The organism is Marinobacter sp. UBA2498, from assembly GCF_002341575.1.
Lineage (GTDB): Bacteria > Pseudomonadota > Gammaproteobacteria > Pseudomonadales > Oleiphilaceae > Marinobacter > Marinobacter manganoxydans.
The window spans coordinates 32,480-47,948 of the sequence record NZ_DDOI01000059.1 but is presented as its reverse complement, the minus strand read 5'-3'; the positions used below and the strand labels follow the sequence as shown (position 1 = coordinate 47,948).

Sequence of the window (15,469 nt, the reverse complement as noted above, 5' to 3'; positions counted from 1 at the left end):
CAGGCCGGTGAAGCCATTCTGGAACTGGGGGATCCCGGGGCGCTTGAGGTGGTTGTGGATGTATTGAGTTTTGATGCCGTGAATCTCCAACCCGGTATGGTGACGCGCCTCACCGGGTGGGGTGGCGGCACCCTGGACGCTACGGTCCGGCGCGTTGAGCCGGTTGGATTCGAGGACGTGTCGGCCCTGGGTGTGGAAGAAAGGCGGGTACAGGTAGTTGCGGATATCACCAGTCCTGCTGATGCCTGGCAAAGCCTGGGGGACGGCTATCGGGTAGACGCCGAGTTTCTGCTCTGGCGTTCCGACAATGTCCTTCAGGTTCCGGAATCCGCCATCTTTGTCACTGATGGGCAGCACCAGGTATTCCGCGTTGTCGATGACATTGCGGTTCTGACAGACGTGTCGGTCGGTCGCACAAACGGATTTCATACAGTTATCCAGGAAGGATTGACTGAGGCAGACAACGTCGTCCGACACCCGGATCGTCAGCTTGAAGACGGCAGCCGTATCCGTCTTCGTTAATGGCCTGCATTGCACGGTCCGCCGGCTAAAATGAGAGGACATATCACGTTTGGCTGGCTAGACTGACGGCACATAAAAACAAAAAGGAGACTGGCACGGTGAACCAGTTCGATACGCTTATTCTCGGCGGCCGCTACTTTGACGGTACCGGCGGCCCCTCACGCATCGCCCATGTTGGCATCAAAGATGGGCGGGTTGCCGAAGTCTTTGACCAGCAGCCCGAACCCGGCCTTGCGACGCGCACGATTGACGCCAGCGGTTGCTGGGTAACGCCGGGATTTCTCGATACCCATACCCATTACGATGCCGAGTTGCTGGTAGCGCCGTCCCTGTCTGAATCCGTGCGTCACGGTGTCACCACGGTGCTGATCGGCAGTTGTTCCCTGAGCATGGTCTGTTCCGATCCGGAGGACGCCTCGGATATTTTTACCCGGGTGGAAACGGTCCCGAGGGAAAAAGTGCTGCCCATTCTGAAGCAGCACAAGTCCTGGCAGACACCAAAAGCGTGGGTGGCGTTCATGGACCAGCATCCACTGGGGCCCAATGTCATCAGCTTTCTCGGCCACAGTGATCTGAGAACTGCCGTTATGGGGCTGCATCGCGCCACCGACCGGGGCGTGACTCCGACATCAGAAGAGCAAAGACAAATGGAAGCCCTCCTTGAGGAGGCTCTGCAGGAGGGCTTTCTCGGTCTTTCCACCATGTGCCTGAAATGGGACAAGGTGGATGGTGACCGGGAGTGGTCCAAGAGTCTGCCGAGCACCTACGCCCGATGGCGTGAGGTCAGCCGCCTGAATGCTCTTTTGCGCCGATACGGACGGGTGCATCAGGGCGCGCCCAATGCGGCCAATCCTCTGCAGGTAACCCAGTACCTGAAAGAGACCCTGGGTTGGTTGAGAAAGCCCCTGAAAACAACTCTGATTGCCATGATCGATCTGAAAGGCAATCCCACGGTCAAACCCATGGCCAGCCTTGTGGGGTGGCTGGCCAACAGCTTTGGCGGCAACTTCCGCTGGCAGCTCCTGCCAACGCCGTTCACGGTCTATGCCGATGGTATGGATATCGTACTGTTTGAAGAATTCGGCGCCGGTGAAATGGCCCTCGATATCCGCGATCAGCTTGAGCGCAACGAGCTTCTGAAGGACGAACAGTACCGACGGAAATTCAGGAAATTCTATAAGGAAAAGCTCTCGCCCCGGGTATGGCAGAGGGATTTCGGCGATGCCGTTATTCTCGACTGCCCGGATAAAAGCGTGGTTGGCCGCAACTTTGCTGAGCTGGCGGCCGACCGTGGCATCCATGTGGTCGATTTCTTTCTCGACATGGTGGTTGCCCATGGCCGTTCACTGCGCTGGTTCACCACGGTAGGCAACCACAGAAAGGATCGGCTCCGGAAAATGGTCACCAATCCCGGTGCCCTGATCACCTTTTCCGATGCCGGCGCCCACATCCGTAATATGGCCTTCTACAATCTGCCTCTGCGGTTTCTCAAGCTGGTTTACGAAAGCCATGTGGAGAGTGAGCCGGTCATGTCGCTGGAACGTGCCGTACATCGACTGACCGGCGAACAGGCAGATTGGCTTGGAGTTGATGCGGGTCATATCAGGGAAGGTGATCGGGCCGATATAACGGTACTGGACCCCCGTGGCCTTGATCAGGATCTGGAACAGGTTGAGTGGGCCGAGATGGAAAACTTCGGACTGGAGAGAATGGTCAACCGGGTGCCTGGTTGTATCAGAGAGGTGCTGATCAACGGCCGACCCGCGGTAACGGATGGTGAGGTGGAAGCTGCCCTGGGCCGGGAGCCTGGCTATGGCCACTTCCTGCGCGCCGGTGCGTCTGGATAACCACGTACAAAAGGAAACCTATGAACCTGCGATTTGCGCCCGCCGTCTGGGTGGTGGTCTTTCTTGCAGTCTTTGTCTGGTCTGCCATCGGACCCAGGGATCGGGCCACCTGGGCGCTGGAAGTCCTGCCCGCTGTCATTGGTTTTGTGCTGGTTGTCTGGTGTTTCTTCCGTTATCCCCTGACGCCTCTTGTCTATTTCCTGATTCTGGTCCACGCCGTCATCCTGATGGTTGGAGGGCACTATACCTACGCGGAAGTACCTTTGTTCGACTGGTTTCGGGACTGGTTTGACTGGGAGCGCAATAACTACGACAAGCTTGGCCACCTGGCACAGGGGTTTATACCGGCAATCATTGCCAGGGAAGTGGTCATTCGCTTCGACGTGTTCTCCAGTCGCCGCTGGGCGGCGTTTTTCATCGTCTGTTTCTGTCTGGCGCTAAGCGCCTTTTACGAGCTGATTGAATGGTGGGTGGCCTTGCTCAGTGACGAAGCGGCCGAGGCCTTTCTGGGCACACAGGGCTACGTCTGGGATACCCAGTCGGATATGGCCTGGGCCTTGTCCGGCGCCATTCTGGCTCTTATCCTGCTCGGGCGTTTTCATGATCGCCAGCTTCAGGCGCTCTGACGTTTCGCCCGCCTGCTGATGTTGAATGTCTGAATGATGGAATAGAACTGTATGTCCGAAGAGCTCAACGCTGACAAACAGGCCGAGGGGCTGCCCCGCAGCCAGGTCATTGGACTGATCCTCGGGGCTGCCTTTCTGCTGGCAACCATCATACTCCCACCTCCGGAAACCATGGCCGCGGAAGCCTGGGCGGCGCTGGGGTTGATGCTGCTGATGGCTACCTGGTGGTCTACCGAAGCCATTCCGATTCCCGCCACTGCCTTGCTGCCAATCGTGCTGGTTCCCGCGCTCGGGCTCGGGACGGTTGGTGAAGCCACCGAGCCCTATGCCAATCCGATCATTTTCCTGTTCCTGGGGGGGGCTTCACACTCGGGCTTGCGATGCAGCGATGGAACCTGCATCGCCGGATCGCCCTGATGACGCTGAAGGCCGTTGGCAGTAAACCCCGGCGGCAGATTGCCGGGTTCATGTTGGCAACCGCGTTTTTGAGCATGTGGGTCAGCAATACTGCAACAGCCATCATGATGCTGCCGATTGGTCTGTCGGTGGTGGCGATGATGGACAGCAATGACAATCCCGAGGGCGTTCGCCGCTATGCCACAGCACTCCTTCTTGCGATCGCCTATTCCGCCAGTATCGGTGGTATTGCCACGCTTATTGGCACACCGCCAAATGCCTTGTTGGCGGCCTACCTGAGCGAAAACCAGGGTATTTCTGTGGGCTTTGCCCAATGGATGTTGCTGGGGGTTCCGGTGACGGTTGTCATGCTGGCCCTGGCCTGGTGGTGGCTGACCCGGCATGACTTCGGGCTGGCCATGGCCGGCGCCCTGCCAACCCTTGTCATGATTGTTCTGGTGGCGGGTATCATCATCTTTCTGACCGAAGTTACCAGCAATACCGCAACCGCGGCGGCGTTTCTGCCGTTGCTGGGGCGCTGGCCCTGAGTCAGGGCGTGTCACCGTTACTACTCACTGTGCCTGCCGCCATCGCGGCCAGCTGTGCCTTCATGATGCCGGTGGCCACGCCACCCAATGCCATCGTGTTCTCCAGTGGTCACATGCAGATCAGCGACATGATCAGAGCCGGGTTTGCTCTCAATCTGATGGGCATTGTCGTGGTAACTGCCCTGAGCTACCTGTTACTCGGCGTGGTCTTTACCTTTTGAACGGCAGGCCCGGCAACCGGGCCTGCTTCCCGATTCCCATCCATGTCATGAAACAGTTCTCAAATCCCCTTCCTAAGGCCCCTCCTGCAGCGACAGATTTGAGGCACAGTTATCTTTAAGGGCGCAGGCTTTTCGGTATCTTACCGTAACAACATGTAACCCGCTTAATAACGTGGCCAATAAAAACAGGGACTTCGTCTGACATGCTGCTGGTGCTCGCTGGATCCATTCTTACATTCACCATGGTGCAGGAAGCGACCGTGGTGGAGCCTTTTGAGAAGGGCCAGATCGTCATTGAGCAGGATGTGGATTCCAGTCCTGTTGAATTGCGCTCCGACGTCAGGGTGGAGCCTCTGGTTGAACAGAAGTTCCGGAATATCGTGCGTCAGGCCTATGACTACAGCTGTGGAAGCGCGGCGCTGACCACGGTGCTGAACTTCTATCTCGGACGGACCTTGTCAGAACGACAGGTCATGGAGGGGCTGCTCCACTACGGCGAAAGTGAGCGCATCGTTGAGCGGCGCGCGTTCTCCATGCTCGATATGAAGCGGCTGGTTACTGCCCTCGGCTATCCGTCAGGCGGATTCCGGGCCACCATCGATGACCTCAAGGACCTGGATCACCCGGCAATTGTTCCGATCCATCATGCCGGTTTCAAGCACTTCGTGGTACTGCGAACCATAAGGAATGGACGGGTTTTCCTTGCAGACCCAGCGGTGGGGAATATTTCCTTCACCATTGATCAATTCGAGGAGAAATGGGACGACAACGTGTTGTTCATAGTATTTCCGGGAGGTGACAAGCCCCTGGACAACCTGGAGCTGAAAGAGGAAGACCTTCGCTTTGTGGACGACCAGACCATGACGTTGCTGGCGCTGGAGAGGATACCGGAATTTCACGAATCCACCGAGAGGCGCATCCAGAATCTGCTGGAGCGCCAGAAAAACAATCCCGATGGCAGCGTCGAGAATACCCGGAAGCAGTTGTTTTACCGTCGTAACTAACTTGCCGGGGTTCACCGGCGTCAGGAAAATTACTAATAAGAAAGGGAGTCAGGATGAATCGTTGGTTTGCGCGAGGCGTTATCCTTGTTTCCATGGCAGGTCCGCTTTCGGGCATGACCCTGGCGGATGAAGGCAGTGTGGATCAGGCGCGGGAGGCGCTGGCCAAACAGGAGGGAGACCAGGATGCGTCACAGCAGCTGGAAGAGGTCTTCCAGGCTGCGGAGAACAATTATTCCCTTCAGAAGAAGGGGTCTCACTATCTGAATTTTTCATTCGACTATTCCTATACCGCCGATCAGCGGCTGGACCTTGCCATTACCAACGGCTCGGTCAGGAACCTCGATGTGGTGCCGTCGGCTACCCACATTTTCACCAATTCCTTTACCTACGACTACGGCCTGCTTGATAACCTGACGGTGGGCACCCGTATTCCACTGGTGGTCAAGTACGACACCCAGGATGAACTGAACGTTTACGATTTTGGTGACATCTCCTTTACCGGCCGCTGGCAGCCCTTTGCCTATGTGCCCGGCAAGATGTCGACCACCCTGTTCGGAACCCTGACGAGCAAGACCGGCGTCAGCCCCTACGAGATCGATATCAACGAACAACTCTCCACTGGCAGCGGCTATTATTCAATCGGTGGCGGCGCGAGCCTGTCCAAGGTTCTGGATCCGGTAGTGATCTTCGGTTCGGTGAGTGCCACCTATAACCTGCCTGTGGAAGGCCTTCAGCAAGTCCGGGGAGCGCGGCTGCTGACCAACCTCGATCCCGGGTTCGGGGTGTCGGGTTCCGGTGGCTTCGCCTATTCGCTGTCCTACGACATCTCCCTCAGTATTTCGGCTCAGCTCAGCTACACCGACGAGACTGTGCTGAGCTTCTCCAATGGCGACCAGGCGGTGGCGCAGGACCAGATGACCGGTTTTCTGAGCCTGTCCCTGGGCACTCGCGTCAGCGATACCACAATCGTCAACACCAGCCTTGGCATTGGTCTCACCGAGGATGCACCGGACTTTTCCCTGGGGGTATCCCTGCCCATTAACTTCTCCGGCCTCAAAGAGTGATTGGTGTCGTTGACGACTTAAGGGAAGGGAAGGATTTCATGGCACAGCAAAGCTACAACCGTCCGATTCTCGCGGCCCTGATTGCCACGACCATCTCGTGTGGTGCCCAGGCCCAGCTTGCGCAGAACCTGACCATACATCCCAAGGCGCTGGCGCTGGGCAATGCCGTTACCGCCGACCCACCGGGTATCATGGCGATTCAGTACAATCCGGCGGGGCTGACCAAGCTGGACGGTCGTCAACTGGAAGTGAATCTGATGAGCATCTACCTGGATATCGATGCGGGTTTCACGGCGCCTGAGGGCTACGAGATTTTCGGCATAGACGGGCTGGAGATTGATCCCCGGACGGGCAAGCAAAGGGACCCGGTTGCCAATACCCGCAGCCATACCAACAATGTGGCGCTGTACCTTCCGGGCTACGGCATTCTGAGGGCGCCGCCGGGGCCGGCTGTTGCGCCATCGGCGGGTATCAGCATCAATCCGCCCGGGTCCAAACTCACCTTCGGGAATGCGTTTTACCTGCCGCTGGCGGCGGGTTATTATCGGGACAAGGACGATCCGGGCCGGTATCAGCCCCAGGCCACCGCCTTGCAGAGAACGACCTATCTGTCACCAACGGTTGGTTACGAGATCAACGACCAGTGGTCGGTTGGCGCCGGTATTCACCTGTCGCAGATGGGGATCGCCGCGGATCAGTACATGCGGGCGCCCAACATGTTGCTGGGCGTGGCGGAAGTCCTTCAGGATGCCTTTAATTGTGAAAGCGGTGACGAACCGCTGCAGCCATGGCTGGCGCTGTGTGGTGGTAATGTTGGCCCCTGGGATGATATTGGCGCCCTGAGCATCAATGTGCAGGAAACGCTGTCGCCCACTTATGCGCTGGGCGTCATGTGGGAGCCGACCGACTGGTTCAGCTGGGGGGCAAGCTATACCTCCGAAGCTGAAATGAATTTGAAGGGAACCTTTGAGATCCAGTATACCGAGGACTGGTCCGGCTTTTGGCAAAGCGTCAACGGTTCGGTGCTGGGTGCCATTACCTCGGCCATTCTGAGTCTTCCCTCCGGTGCCCCCAAGGAGGCCGGCAATGTCAGCATGGACCTGGTTTATCCCCAGCATTTCCAGACCGGTATCAGTGTCGACGTGCACCCGAAACTGACCCTGAACACCGACATTGGCTGGACCGACTACAAGCAATGGGACGCCTTTGTCTTCCGCTTTGACCGCAACCTTGAATTCCTGAATGCGGCACGGATCCTGTCGCCGGATAACGCCACGCCGAATACCCTGAGACTGCCGCTGGGGTTCAAGAGTCAGTGGAACTGGGCGTTCGGGATGGAATTTCATGCCTCGACCCGGCTGGACCTGCGGGCCGGTGTGGAAATCCGGGATTCGGTTATCCCGGATGACCAGCGGCAGGTGATGGCGCCGTTCGGGGGTGCTAACCTGTACAGCATCGGTATGGGGTATCGGTGGGACAAGAACACAGAGATTGATATGAACCTCAGCTATCTTCAGTCGGTGGAGTCGATACCTGCCAACGGCAGTTGCAACCTGAACTGTGACAATATTTCCAATATCATTTATAACCCCTACGCTGGGCTGGACGTGAAAACCTCGCTTCGGGTTGTAATGGCCGGCCTCAGTTTCCGGACCAAATTCTGAAGACGATTCCGAACCCGGGGGTAGTGATTGTCAGTGACTAACGGCTCCAGACTAAAACGGATATTACCCCTGCTGCTGGCAACGTCGCTGGCGGGTTGCCAGATCGGGGGTTCGGTCGTATCCGGGCGGGAGGGTTATTTTACCTGGGTGGATGAGCAGGGCAGGGTGAGATACTCACCCATTGCCGGCACCACGGGTGAACAACCGGAACAGCCAGCCGGGAAAGAAGGCGGCGATGCCGATGCCGCTGGAACCGGTCCGAAGCCGGAGTTGCGGGAAGAAACGAAATACACCCTTGAGAACTACCCGGACGCCGGCCAGCTTGAAAGGGACGGTTATGTTCGCCCCGGCGAACCGCAACCCTACTTCACCTGGCGGGACGCCGAAGGCAATGTCAGGGTCGACTATTACCAGCCGGATACCCGCTCTGATCGCCAGAAAGGTCTGGTAGCGCCGCCGGTCCGGATTACCGCGGCCCGCGTTTATCATGCCGGTCCGGATACAGCGGACCGTGCACCGGTGCCCGGCCATGATCCGGACGCTTTTGCAATCCTGGGTATTGAACCCGCCCTCAGCGATTACTTCTCCCGCTTCTCTGAGGCCTGTTGTGAATCGATGGACATTCGTCATCGTGAAAGCTGGCAGTCGGGCCGGGAATTCGGAATTGCCCTAACGGAAAGCTCGCAGGTACATGCATTTCTGACCGGTCCGAGCCCCTATCAGGTGGTTGAGCTTCCCGGGCCGGACAGGATTGACAGTTTTGTCATGCGGCTGCGTTCCTACGCCAGAAACGGGGTGCTGGTGCCATCGCTGGTGTTTCTCGATGACCGGATGAGGCCGCTCAGGCTGGTGACGGATCTGGTGATGGATTTTGAGCCCGAGACCTGGCGTCGCCGTGGCTATCTGGAGGCATGGGTACCCGCGTTTCCGGCCCGGGGGGAGCGGTGGATGGTCGTGTTCACACGCGCGGCGGATCTGAGCGGCCAGACCGTTATTGAAACACCGTCCGGCCCCCGGAAAATTCCACATGTCAGCGAGGGCGAAATCGGACTGATGCAACTGGAGGATTGATGCCGCGGTTCTCTCAGTTCTCTCAGTCCTCGGGTTTGCTCAGGTCCAGCCACTGTTGCGACAGCCAGTAGTAGCTGCCATTACCGGCAGGGTGGGTACAGTTGTAGCGAAAACGCCGGCTGTTGAAGCTGTCCGGGGCCTGTACCCTCACGTTGCCGTCAATCACCTCGAAACCGATCCGCCCCTTGCCGGAGGCAAAGCAGGTCAGCCGGCCGGCATCAATGGGGGGAATCAGCGGAAAAGTCAGTGTCGGTGGGTTGTCGGAGATCACGCCATCGGGCAGGTTTCCGGTACTGACAGGAAAGGCCTTGCTGCGAAGCTTGTCATCAAGGCTGCCCAGCTGCCCGTAGGCGTTTGCCATCGGAAAACGCGGCAATCGGGTTTTCTCGGTTTGTTGGCCGATGGCGCCGGATTGCTGGCCAAAACCGTACCAGCCCCGCTCGGCCACTTTGCGCTCCAGTGCTTCGTCAAACTCGCCGTAAGGGTACGCAAACATGGGTGCAGGCGCCTTCAATTCCCTGGAGAGGGTCCCCTGGGCTGAGTCGAGACTGCTGGTAACCCTGGCTTGCCAGTCACTCTGACTTTCGTTCGGTTTCCGGGCGAGATGCCCATGGTCAGCGCTGTGGTTGGCAATCGTTACGCCCGAACGTTCGGCCAACTCCCGAATCTGATCCCAGGTCATGTAGCCGTTTCGGCCAACGGCTTCTGTATTTACAAAAATCGTGTAGGGATAGGCCTTGTCGGCCAGCAGCGGCGCCGCCGTATGGTAGACGGAGTCGTAGGCGTCATCGAAGGTAATGGCGATGTGATTACCTTGCCCATCGGTACCGGCCAGCGTTGTTTCGGTGCCTTGCTGTAGATCCACAACGTCCAGCTCCAGATCCAAGATCATGTTCAGTTGGCCCTCGAAAAGAGACACAGACGTGCTGGTAGCGGGCGGCGTTGAATCACTGACATGATGATACTGCAGGACAACGAGGTCAGCGCGGGCTGAGATGGCGGTCGCCATAATCGCGACGAGAAGGGAAAGTTTCAGGAATGCTGTGAGCGGCATATCGTCTCCTGTATTTATCGGCCCTGGCCAGATCGAAAAGGCCGGTCAGATGCTGTGACGGAAGTGGGCTTTCAGTACCGCAAAGGCCTGATTGAGATGCTGAATGGTTTCGGTCTTGCCGCCGCGGTCCGGGTGAGCGTGCATGACCGCCCGGCGGAATCGCTGTTTGACCGTTGGAAAGTCTGTAGGGACAGCCTGAAATCCCAGTACTTCGGCGGCTTCCCTGGCTTCGGATTGCGCCGGTGCCTGGCCTGGAGCACCTGCCCAGAAATCATTCACCATCTGTTGAATGGCTTCCTCCGGCAGACGGTACTGGGAAAGATCCAGATAGAATTGACGAAGTGTGTCGACACTGTCCGGAACCCCTTCGCCACCGACCACCGACTGTGACTCGATCCGGATGCTCAAGGGCGAAATTTTCAGGCTCTCGCCGGTTTCGGATAACTGGTCACGAAGACGGTAGAGCACGTGAAACAACAGAAAATGCACCGGATAGAGTTTTTCCGGTTCGCTGAAAACAACCTGTCCAAGCAGTTCCCAGGGCGGTCTCTGAAGCGCCTTGATCAGCGATAATTCATTCAAGCCCGCCGGTGCCGATCTGAGTTCGTGCTCAACGGCCACCAGCAGGTGCTGAATCTGCTGCTCCAGGCAGTCATCATCATCCACAGTCCTGGGATGAGAAGCATTGATGGGAGAATGGCTGTCTGTCATAGGACTCATGTTAGGGCACTGCGGCCCATCAGGGAAGTGCGGCCACCTGCGGAAGTCCACCCATGAACAGGGCGGTGGAGAACCGGGTCGCCGTTAACGCTTCCGCATCCGCCGACTCCGGGTTGCTGTGGGCGCGCCTTGCCAGCGTCAGGCTGGTCTCGTAGGCGACGCCGAAAAAAGCGGCGCACAGGTACTCGTACTCAATCCGGGGAAGAAGCCCGCGTTCCATCGCCTCGCGAACATCTTCTTCCAGAGATAACATGGCCAGGCCGAGAATATCCGAACCGAACAGTTCCCGAAGTGCCCGGTCATTGCGGTGAGCGAGTTCATACACCAGCGGATCCCGGGCGGTCGCGGTATAGAGGGCCAGGTAGGCGTAGTGGATGAAATCCTCAGGATTGTCGGCTGCCCGCCGCTGTTGGCTGAGATTGTTGTTCAGATTGGTCAGGAAGTCGGTAAGCAAAGCCGCGAAAATATCCTGCTTGCTTGAGAAATAATTGTAGAAGGTGCCGGCTGCAAGACCCGTTCGCCGAACGATGTCGCGGATGGTTGAGTTTTCGTACCCCCGCTCGCGAAAACACTCCCGGGCGGCATGCAGGATTGCCCTGCGGTTCCGGATACGGTTCTGTTCCCGTTTGCCTGCGATCTCTTCACCCGATTGCAACATATCCATGTCGGTATCCTGTCCCTGAATCCATGTGACGCGTATAATCCCACGTCCACTTGCCTTATGAACGTAGTTGGTATGTCCGAAGCAATGATCGCCAGTTCCGAACAGTCTATCAACCCAGAGCGGGAGCGCCGCCAGAAACTGGAATTGAACAAGCTGCAGAAACGTCTGCGCCGCGAAGTCGGGCAGGCGATTGCCGATTTCTCGATGATTGAAGCCGGCGACAAAGTCATGTGCTGCCTCAGCGGCGGCAAAGACTCTTACGCACTGCTCGATATTCTGCTCAACCTGCAGAAGAGCGCCCCGGTTTCGTTTGAGCTGATTGCCGTCAACCTTGATCAGAAACAGCCCGGCTTTCCGGAAGAGGTGTTGCCCGAATATCTGTCCTCCATGGGTATCGAGTATCACATCATCGAGAAGGACACCTACAGCATTGTTAAGGAAAAAGTGCCGGAAGGGAAGACGACCTGCGGCCTGTGTAGCCGTCTACGCCGGGGAATTCTCTATAATTTCGCGGAAGAGCATGGGGTTACCAAGATTGCCCTGGGCCACCACCGGGACGACCTGTTGGAAACCCTGTTCCTGAACATGTTCTACGGCGGCAAGCTGAAGTCCATGCCTCCGGTGCTGCACAGTGACGATGGCCGCAACACGGTTATCCGGCCGCTGGCCTACAGCCGGGAAAAAGATATCGCCCGCTACGCGGGTCTCCGCGAATTCCCCATCATCCCCTGCAACCTGTGTGGTTCTCAGGAGAATCTCCAGCGCCAGGTGATCAAGGATATGTTCCAGAGCTGGGACAAGCAGCATCCCGGACGGTTGGAAACCATGTTCCGGGCCATGTGCAATGTGGAACCCTCGCACCTGGCGGATACCAATCTCTACGATTTCAAGGAAGGCAAGCGCCTCGGTGGCAAGCGCCAGGCCGTACAGACGGCTGAACCCGAGACCGCAACTGACTTCGGTCGCCTGGATGTCCTGAATATCTAGCCGGCTAGTGTCCGGCCAGATGCAGGAAAGGCAGTGTCCAGAGTCCGAACAGGATAAGCAGGCCGCCGGTCACCTTCCGGAACAGTTGATGGCTCTGTAAACCCCGGATCCAGTTGGCCGCGAAACCCGTGGCCAACATGGAGGGAAGCGTGCCGAGCCCGAAAAACAGCATGGTCAGCGCGGCCGAGCCCACTGTCGGTTGCAATGCTGCCCAACCGAGCGTGCTGTATACCAGTCCGCAGGGCAGCCAGCCCCAGAGCGCTCCAAGAGCAAGTGCCTGTCCGCCGTGATTCACGGGCAGGAAGCGGCGGGTCAGCGGGGAGAGGCGCGCCCAGATTGGAGCACCCACCCGCTCAACGTAGCGAATTCCCTGCCACCACTGGCCCATGGACAAACCCATGAAGATCAACAGCAGCCCTGCCAGGGTCCGAAGCACCAGGCCGGCAGAGGCCCACTGGCTGGCGGCCGAGGTACTGGCCAGCGCAACCAGTGTTGCGATCAGGACATAGCTGCCGATGCGCCCGAAGTTGAAGGCCAGAAGCATTACCGTTTGCCGGAACCGGAACCCCCGGCCCACAGGCAGGGCCATGGAGAGGGAAGCGCTGATGCCGCCGCACATGCCGAGGCAGTGCGTGCTGCCTAGCAATCCGATCAGGAAGGCGCTCGGGTAACTGAGGTAGAGTTCCGGATTCATCCTTTTTGGGACTTATCCTCACCCGTATCAGCGGTATCGCTGACTTCAGCTGTTTGCTCCGGGGTTGGCTCCCCGGCAGCCGGTTTGTCGGTGCGAGCGTCGTCCGGGATCATATCCTTGTCGTCATCGTAAAGTATCCGATGCGCCGGGCCTTCGAGATCATCGTACTGACCGTTCTTGACCGACCATGTGAACAGGGCGACGCCTACCGCCACCAGTATGAGCATCACCGGGACCAGAAACATGACGATTTGCACGGTGCAACCTCGCAGAAAAGATTAGAAGTTCACGGTATCAGGACAACGCCTGGGCGCCAACCGCGAGATTGTCCTGACTCTTCCGGCTCGGTGCCTTGCCAAGCCGCAGCGCATTCAGAACGACCACCAGAGAGCTGAGAGACATGCCAATTGCTGCCAGCCAGGGTGGGACCATTCCGGCCGCGGCCAGGGGAAGCGCCAGCACATTGTATATGAGAGCCCACCATAGATTCTGGCGGATGATGCGCTGGGTCTGGCGACTGGTTTTAAGGGCTTCGACCAATTGCAGCAATTGACCATTCAGCAGTACTGCATCAGCTTTCAGTTGGGTCAGGTCGGCAGCCGTGCCCATGGCCACCGAAATTCCGGCGCCAGCCATAGAGGGCAGATCGTTCAGACCGTCGCCCACCATCATGATGTGCCGGCCCTCGGCTTGCAGCTTCTCCAGCACAGCCAGTTTATCTTCTGGGGAGGCTTGTCCGATAGCCTCGTCAATGCCCAGTATGTCTGCCACCTGGTTTACATGCCCGGAACGGTCGCCACTGAGGAGCAGGGTGCGAATGCCGGAATCCTGAAGAGCTTTGATGGCTGCCCGGGCATCGTCACGGGGCTGGTCGTCGAGCCTGAAACAGGCCAGCCACTCGTGGTCAGAGGCCAGCCAGATTTCCATACCCTGATGCGGATCCTTTTGTGGCGCTGGCGCGGTGGTATGTTGTTCGACAAACCCCCTGTGGCCGATGAACAGCTGCAGGTCTCCCAGCCGGCCTGAAAGCCCACCGCCAATGTGATTTTCCACATGTTCGACCGCAGCAGTGGTTCGACGGTGAAATACTTTGGCTATGGGGTGCTCGGAGTATTTCTCCAGGCCCGCGGCAAGCTTGAGGCAAGTCTGCTCATCCATGCTGCCAACGATTGTGGTGCCGGCCAGGCTGAGCTCGCCCCGTGTGAGTGTCCCGGTTTTATCGAAGACCACGGTGTCAATCGTGTTCATTGATTCAAGGGTATGCCCCCGAGTCGGGAGAAAACCAAGCCGCCGGAGCCTGACTGTTGCCGAGGTAATGGCAGTCGGTGTCGCCAAGGAGAGCGCGCAGGGACACGTCACCACCAGAACAGAAAGTGTGATGTCGAAGGCGTTGTCGGCACCGGCCAGCCACCAGCCTATCCAGACAACTGGTGCCAGAATCAGAACCCGCCCGACGAATTTGCCGGCCATCCGGTCCGCCATCATGGCCACGCGGGGTTTTTCCGACTGCACGCGGTCCAGTACTCGTAGAATGCCTGAAAGCCGAGTCTGGGCACCGGCTTTAACCACCCTGACATCGAGCGGATTCTCCCCGTTCACGCTGCCGGCGTGGACAGTATCCCCGGGATGGCGGGTTTCAGGGAGGTATTCCCCGGTTAAGGCTGCTTCGTTCAGGGTTGATTCTCCCCGCACAATCTCGCCATCGACGGGCAGGGTTTCGCCGGGGCGCACACGAACGATATCGCCTGGCCGGATCTTATGGGCAGGGATAATGTCGGTAGTATCGCCCTGGACCAGTGTGGCGACGGTCGGCTGAAACCCTGCAAGCGCATTGCCTGTCAGGCCTGCCCGGTAGCGGGCCTGAACTTCAATGTAGCGCCCGAGCAGGAGGAAAAAGGTGAACATGCAAACGGACTCAAAGTACACTTCCTCGCCGCCAAAGACGGTTACCCACGCGCTGGCGAGGTAGGCGAGTCCGATGGCAATGGCAACCGGCACATCCATGGTCAGATGCCGGCTGCGGATATCCCGTTGGGCATTGCGGAAAAAAGGTGCAGCGCTGAAGAGCACCACGGGGGTAGCGACCAGAAGGCTGAACCAGCGAAAGAAGCTGACGAACTCGGGCGACAGCTCGCTGACCAGTTCGAAATAAAGGGGAAACGCCAGCATCATGCTCTGGAACGAACCGATTCCGGCAATGGCGAGGCGGATGAGCATGGACCGATGCTCGGCCTTGAGCGCCTGTTCCGCCTCGTCTGCCTGGTAGGGGCGGGCGGTGTAGCCGAGCTCGTGGATCGCGATCAGCAGGTCACTCAGCCGAGCCTGATCCGGGGACCAGACCAGTCGCGCACGTTGAGTGGTATGGTTTACCGAGAAGGAGTCAACAC

14 protein-coding genes and 1 pseudogene are annotated in these 15,469 nt (G+C 58.2%); 9 read left to right on the top strand and 6 right to left on the bottom strand.

Annotation, left to right across the window (positions count from 1 at the left end):
• The 8 genes and pseudogenes from B2W52_RS07435 to B2W52_RS07400 form a co-directional block, all read left to right on the top strand.
• Nucleotides 1-522 (top strand): efflux RND transporter periplasmic adaptor subunit (locus B2W52_RS07435; protein ID WP_414673486.1); only part of this gene is annotated, 522 nt, incomplete at its 5' end.
• Nucleotides 523-620: 98 nt separating this feature from the next.
• Nucleotides 621-2,369 (top strand): N-acyl-D-amino-acid deacylase family protein, encoded by a 1,749-nt coding sequence (locus tag B2W52_RS07430; RefSeq protein ID WP_273070457.1) that lies wholly within the window; start codon nt 621-623, stop codon nt 2,367-2,369.
• A 20-nt stretch (nt 2,370-2,389) separates the two neighbouring features.
• Nucleotides 2,390-2,995 (top strand): DUF2238 domain-containing protein, encoded by a 606-nt coding sequence (locus tag B2W52_RS07425; protein WP_008174699.1) that lies wholly within the window; start codon nt 2,390-2,392, stop codon nt 2,993-2,995.
• 51 nt (nt 2,996-3,046) lie between these two features.
• A pseudogene (locus B2W52_RS07420) lies at nt 3,047-4,160 on the top strand (SLC13 family permease).
• Nucleotides 4,161-4,363: 203 nt separating this feature from the next.
• On the top strand, nt 4,364-5,164 hold the full coding sequence (locus B2W52_RS07415; RefSeq protein ID WP_273017577.1) for a C39 family peptidase: 801 nt from the start codon (nt 4,364-4,366) through the stop codon (nt 5,162-5,164).
• Nucleotides 5,165-5,217: 53 nt separating this feature from the next.
• Nucleotides 5,218-6,228: a transporter gene (locus B2W52_RS07410; protein ID WP_273017578.1), complete on the top strand. Its 1,011-nt coding sequence runs from the start codon at nt 5,218-5,220 to the stop codon at nt 6,226-6,228.
• A 38-nt stretch (nt 6,229-6,266) separates the two neighbouring features.
• Nucleotides 6,267-7,892: an OmpP1/FadL family transporter gene (locus tag B2W52_RS07405; RefSeq protein ID WP_273017579.1), complete on the top strand. Its 1,626-nt coding sequence runs from the start codon at nt 6,267-6,269 to the stop codon at nt 7,890-7,892.
• 33 nt (nt 7,893-7,925) lie between these two features.
• The gene (locus B2W52_RS07400; RefSeq protein WP_273017588.1) at nt 7,926-8,963 is read left to right on the top strand and encodes a MalM family protein; all 1,038 of its coding nucleotides are present in this window, start codon (nt 7,926-7,928) and stop codon (nt 8,961-8,963) included.
• A 22-nt stretch (nt 8,964-8,985) separates the two neighbouring features.
• On the opposite strand, the gene B2W52_RS07395 is transcribed toward B2W52_RS07400, so the two are convergent.
• The 3 genes from B2W52_RS07395 to B2W52_RS07385 are packed head-to-tail and all read right to left on the bottom strand — an operon-like array spanning nt 8,986 to nt 11,401.
• The gene (locus B2W52_RS07395) at nt 8,986-10,017 is read right to left on the bottom strand and encodes a polysaccharide deacetylase family protein (RefSeq protein ID WP_273017580.1); all 1,032 of its coding nucleotides are present in this window, start codon (nt 10,015-10,017) and stop codon (nt 8,986-8,988) included.
• 45 nt (nt 10,018-10,062) lie between these two features.
• Nucleotides 10,063-10,728, bottom strand: coding sequence for a DNA-J related domain-containing protein (locus tag B2W52_RS07390; RefSeq protein ID WP_008174712.1), 666 nt, complete (start codon nt 10,726-10,728; stop codon nt 10,063-10,065).
• A 28-nt stretch (nt 10,729-10,756) separates the two neighbouring features.
• Nucleotides 10,757-11,401 (bottom strand): TetR/AcrR family transcriptional regulator, encoded by a 645-nt coding sequence (locus B2W52_RS07385; RefSeq protein WP_273017581.1) that lies wholly within the window; start codon nt 11,399-11,401, stop codon nt 10,757-10,759.
• A gap of 72 nt (nt 11,402-11,473) precedes the next feature.
• Here B2W52_RS07385 and ttcA point away from each other — a divergent pair, with 72 nt between their 5' ends.
• A complete protein-coding gene (gene ttcA / locus B2W52_RS07380; RefSeq protein ID WP_092029827.1) occupies nt 11,474-12,388 on the top strand; it encodes a tRNA 2-thiocytidine(32) synthetase TtcA in 915 nt (304 codons plus the stop codon).
• Nucleotides 12,389-12,392: 4 nt separating this feature from the next.
• On the opposite strand, the gene B2W52_RS07375 is transcribed toward ttcA, so the two are convergent.
• The 3 genes from B2W52_RS07375 to B2W52_RS07365 all read right to left on the bottom strand — a co-directional run.
• On the bottom strand, nt 12,393-13,082 hold the full coding sequence (locus B2W52_RS07375; RefSeq protein ID WP_092029825.1) for a sulfite exporter TauE/SafE family protein: 690 nt from the start codon (nt 13,080-13,082) through the stop codon (nt 12,393-12,395).
• A complete protein-coding gene (gene ccoS / locus B2W52_RS07370) occupies nt 13,079-13,339 on the bottom strand; it encodes a cbb3-type cytochrome oxidase assembly protein CcoS (protein ID WP_039882065.1) in 261 nt (86 codons plus the stop codon). Before ccoS ends, B2W52_RS07375 begins: the two co-directional genes overlap by 4 nt.
• 37 nt (nt 13,340-13,376) lie before the next feature.
• Nucleotides 13,377-15,469 (bottom strand): heavy metal translocating P-type ATPase (locus tag B2W52_RS07365; protein WP_286802195.1); only part of this gene is annotated, 2,093 nt, incomplete at its 5' end.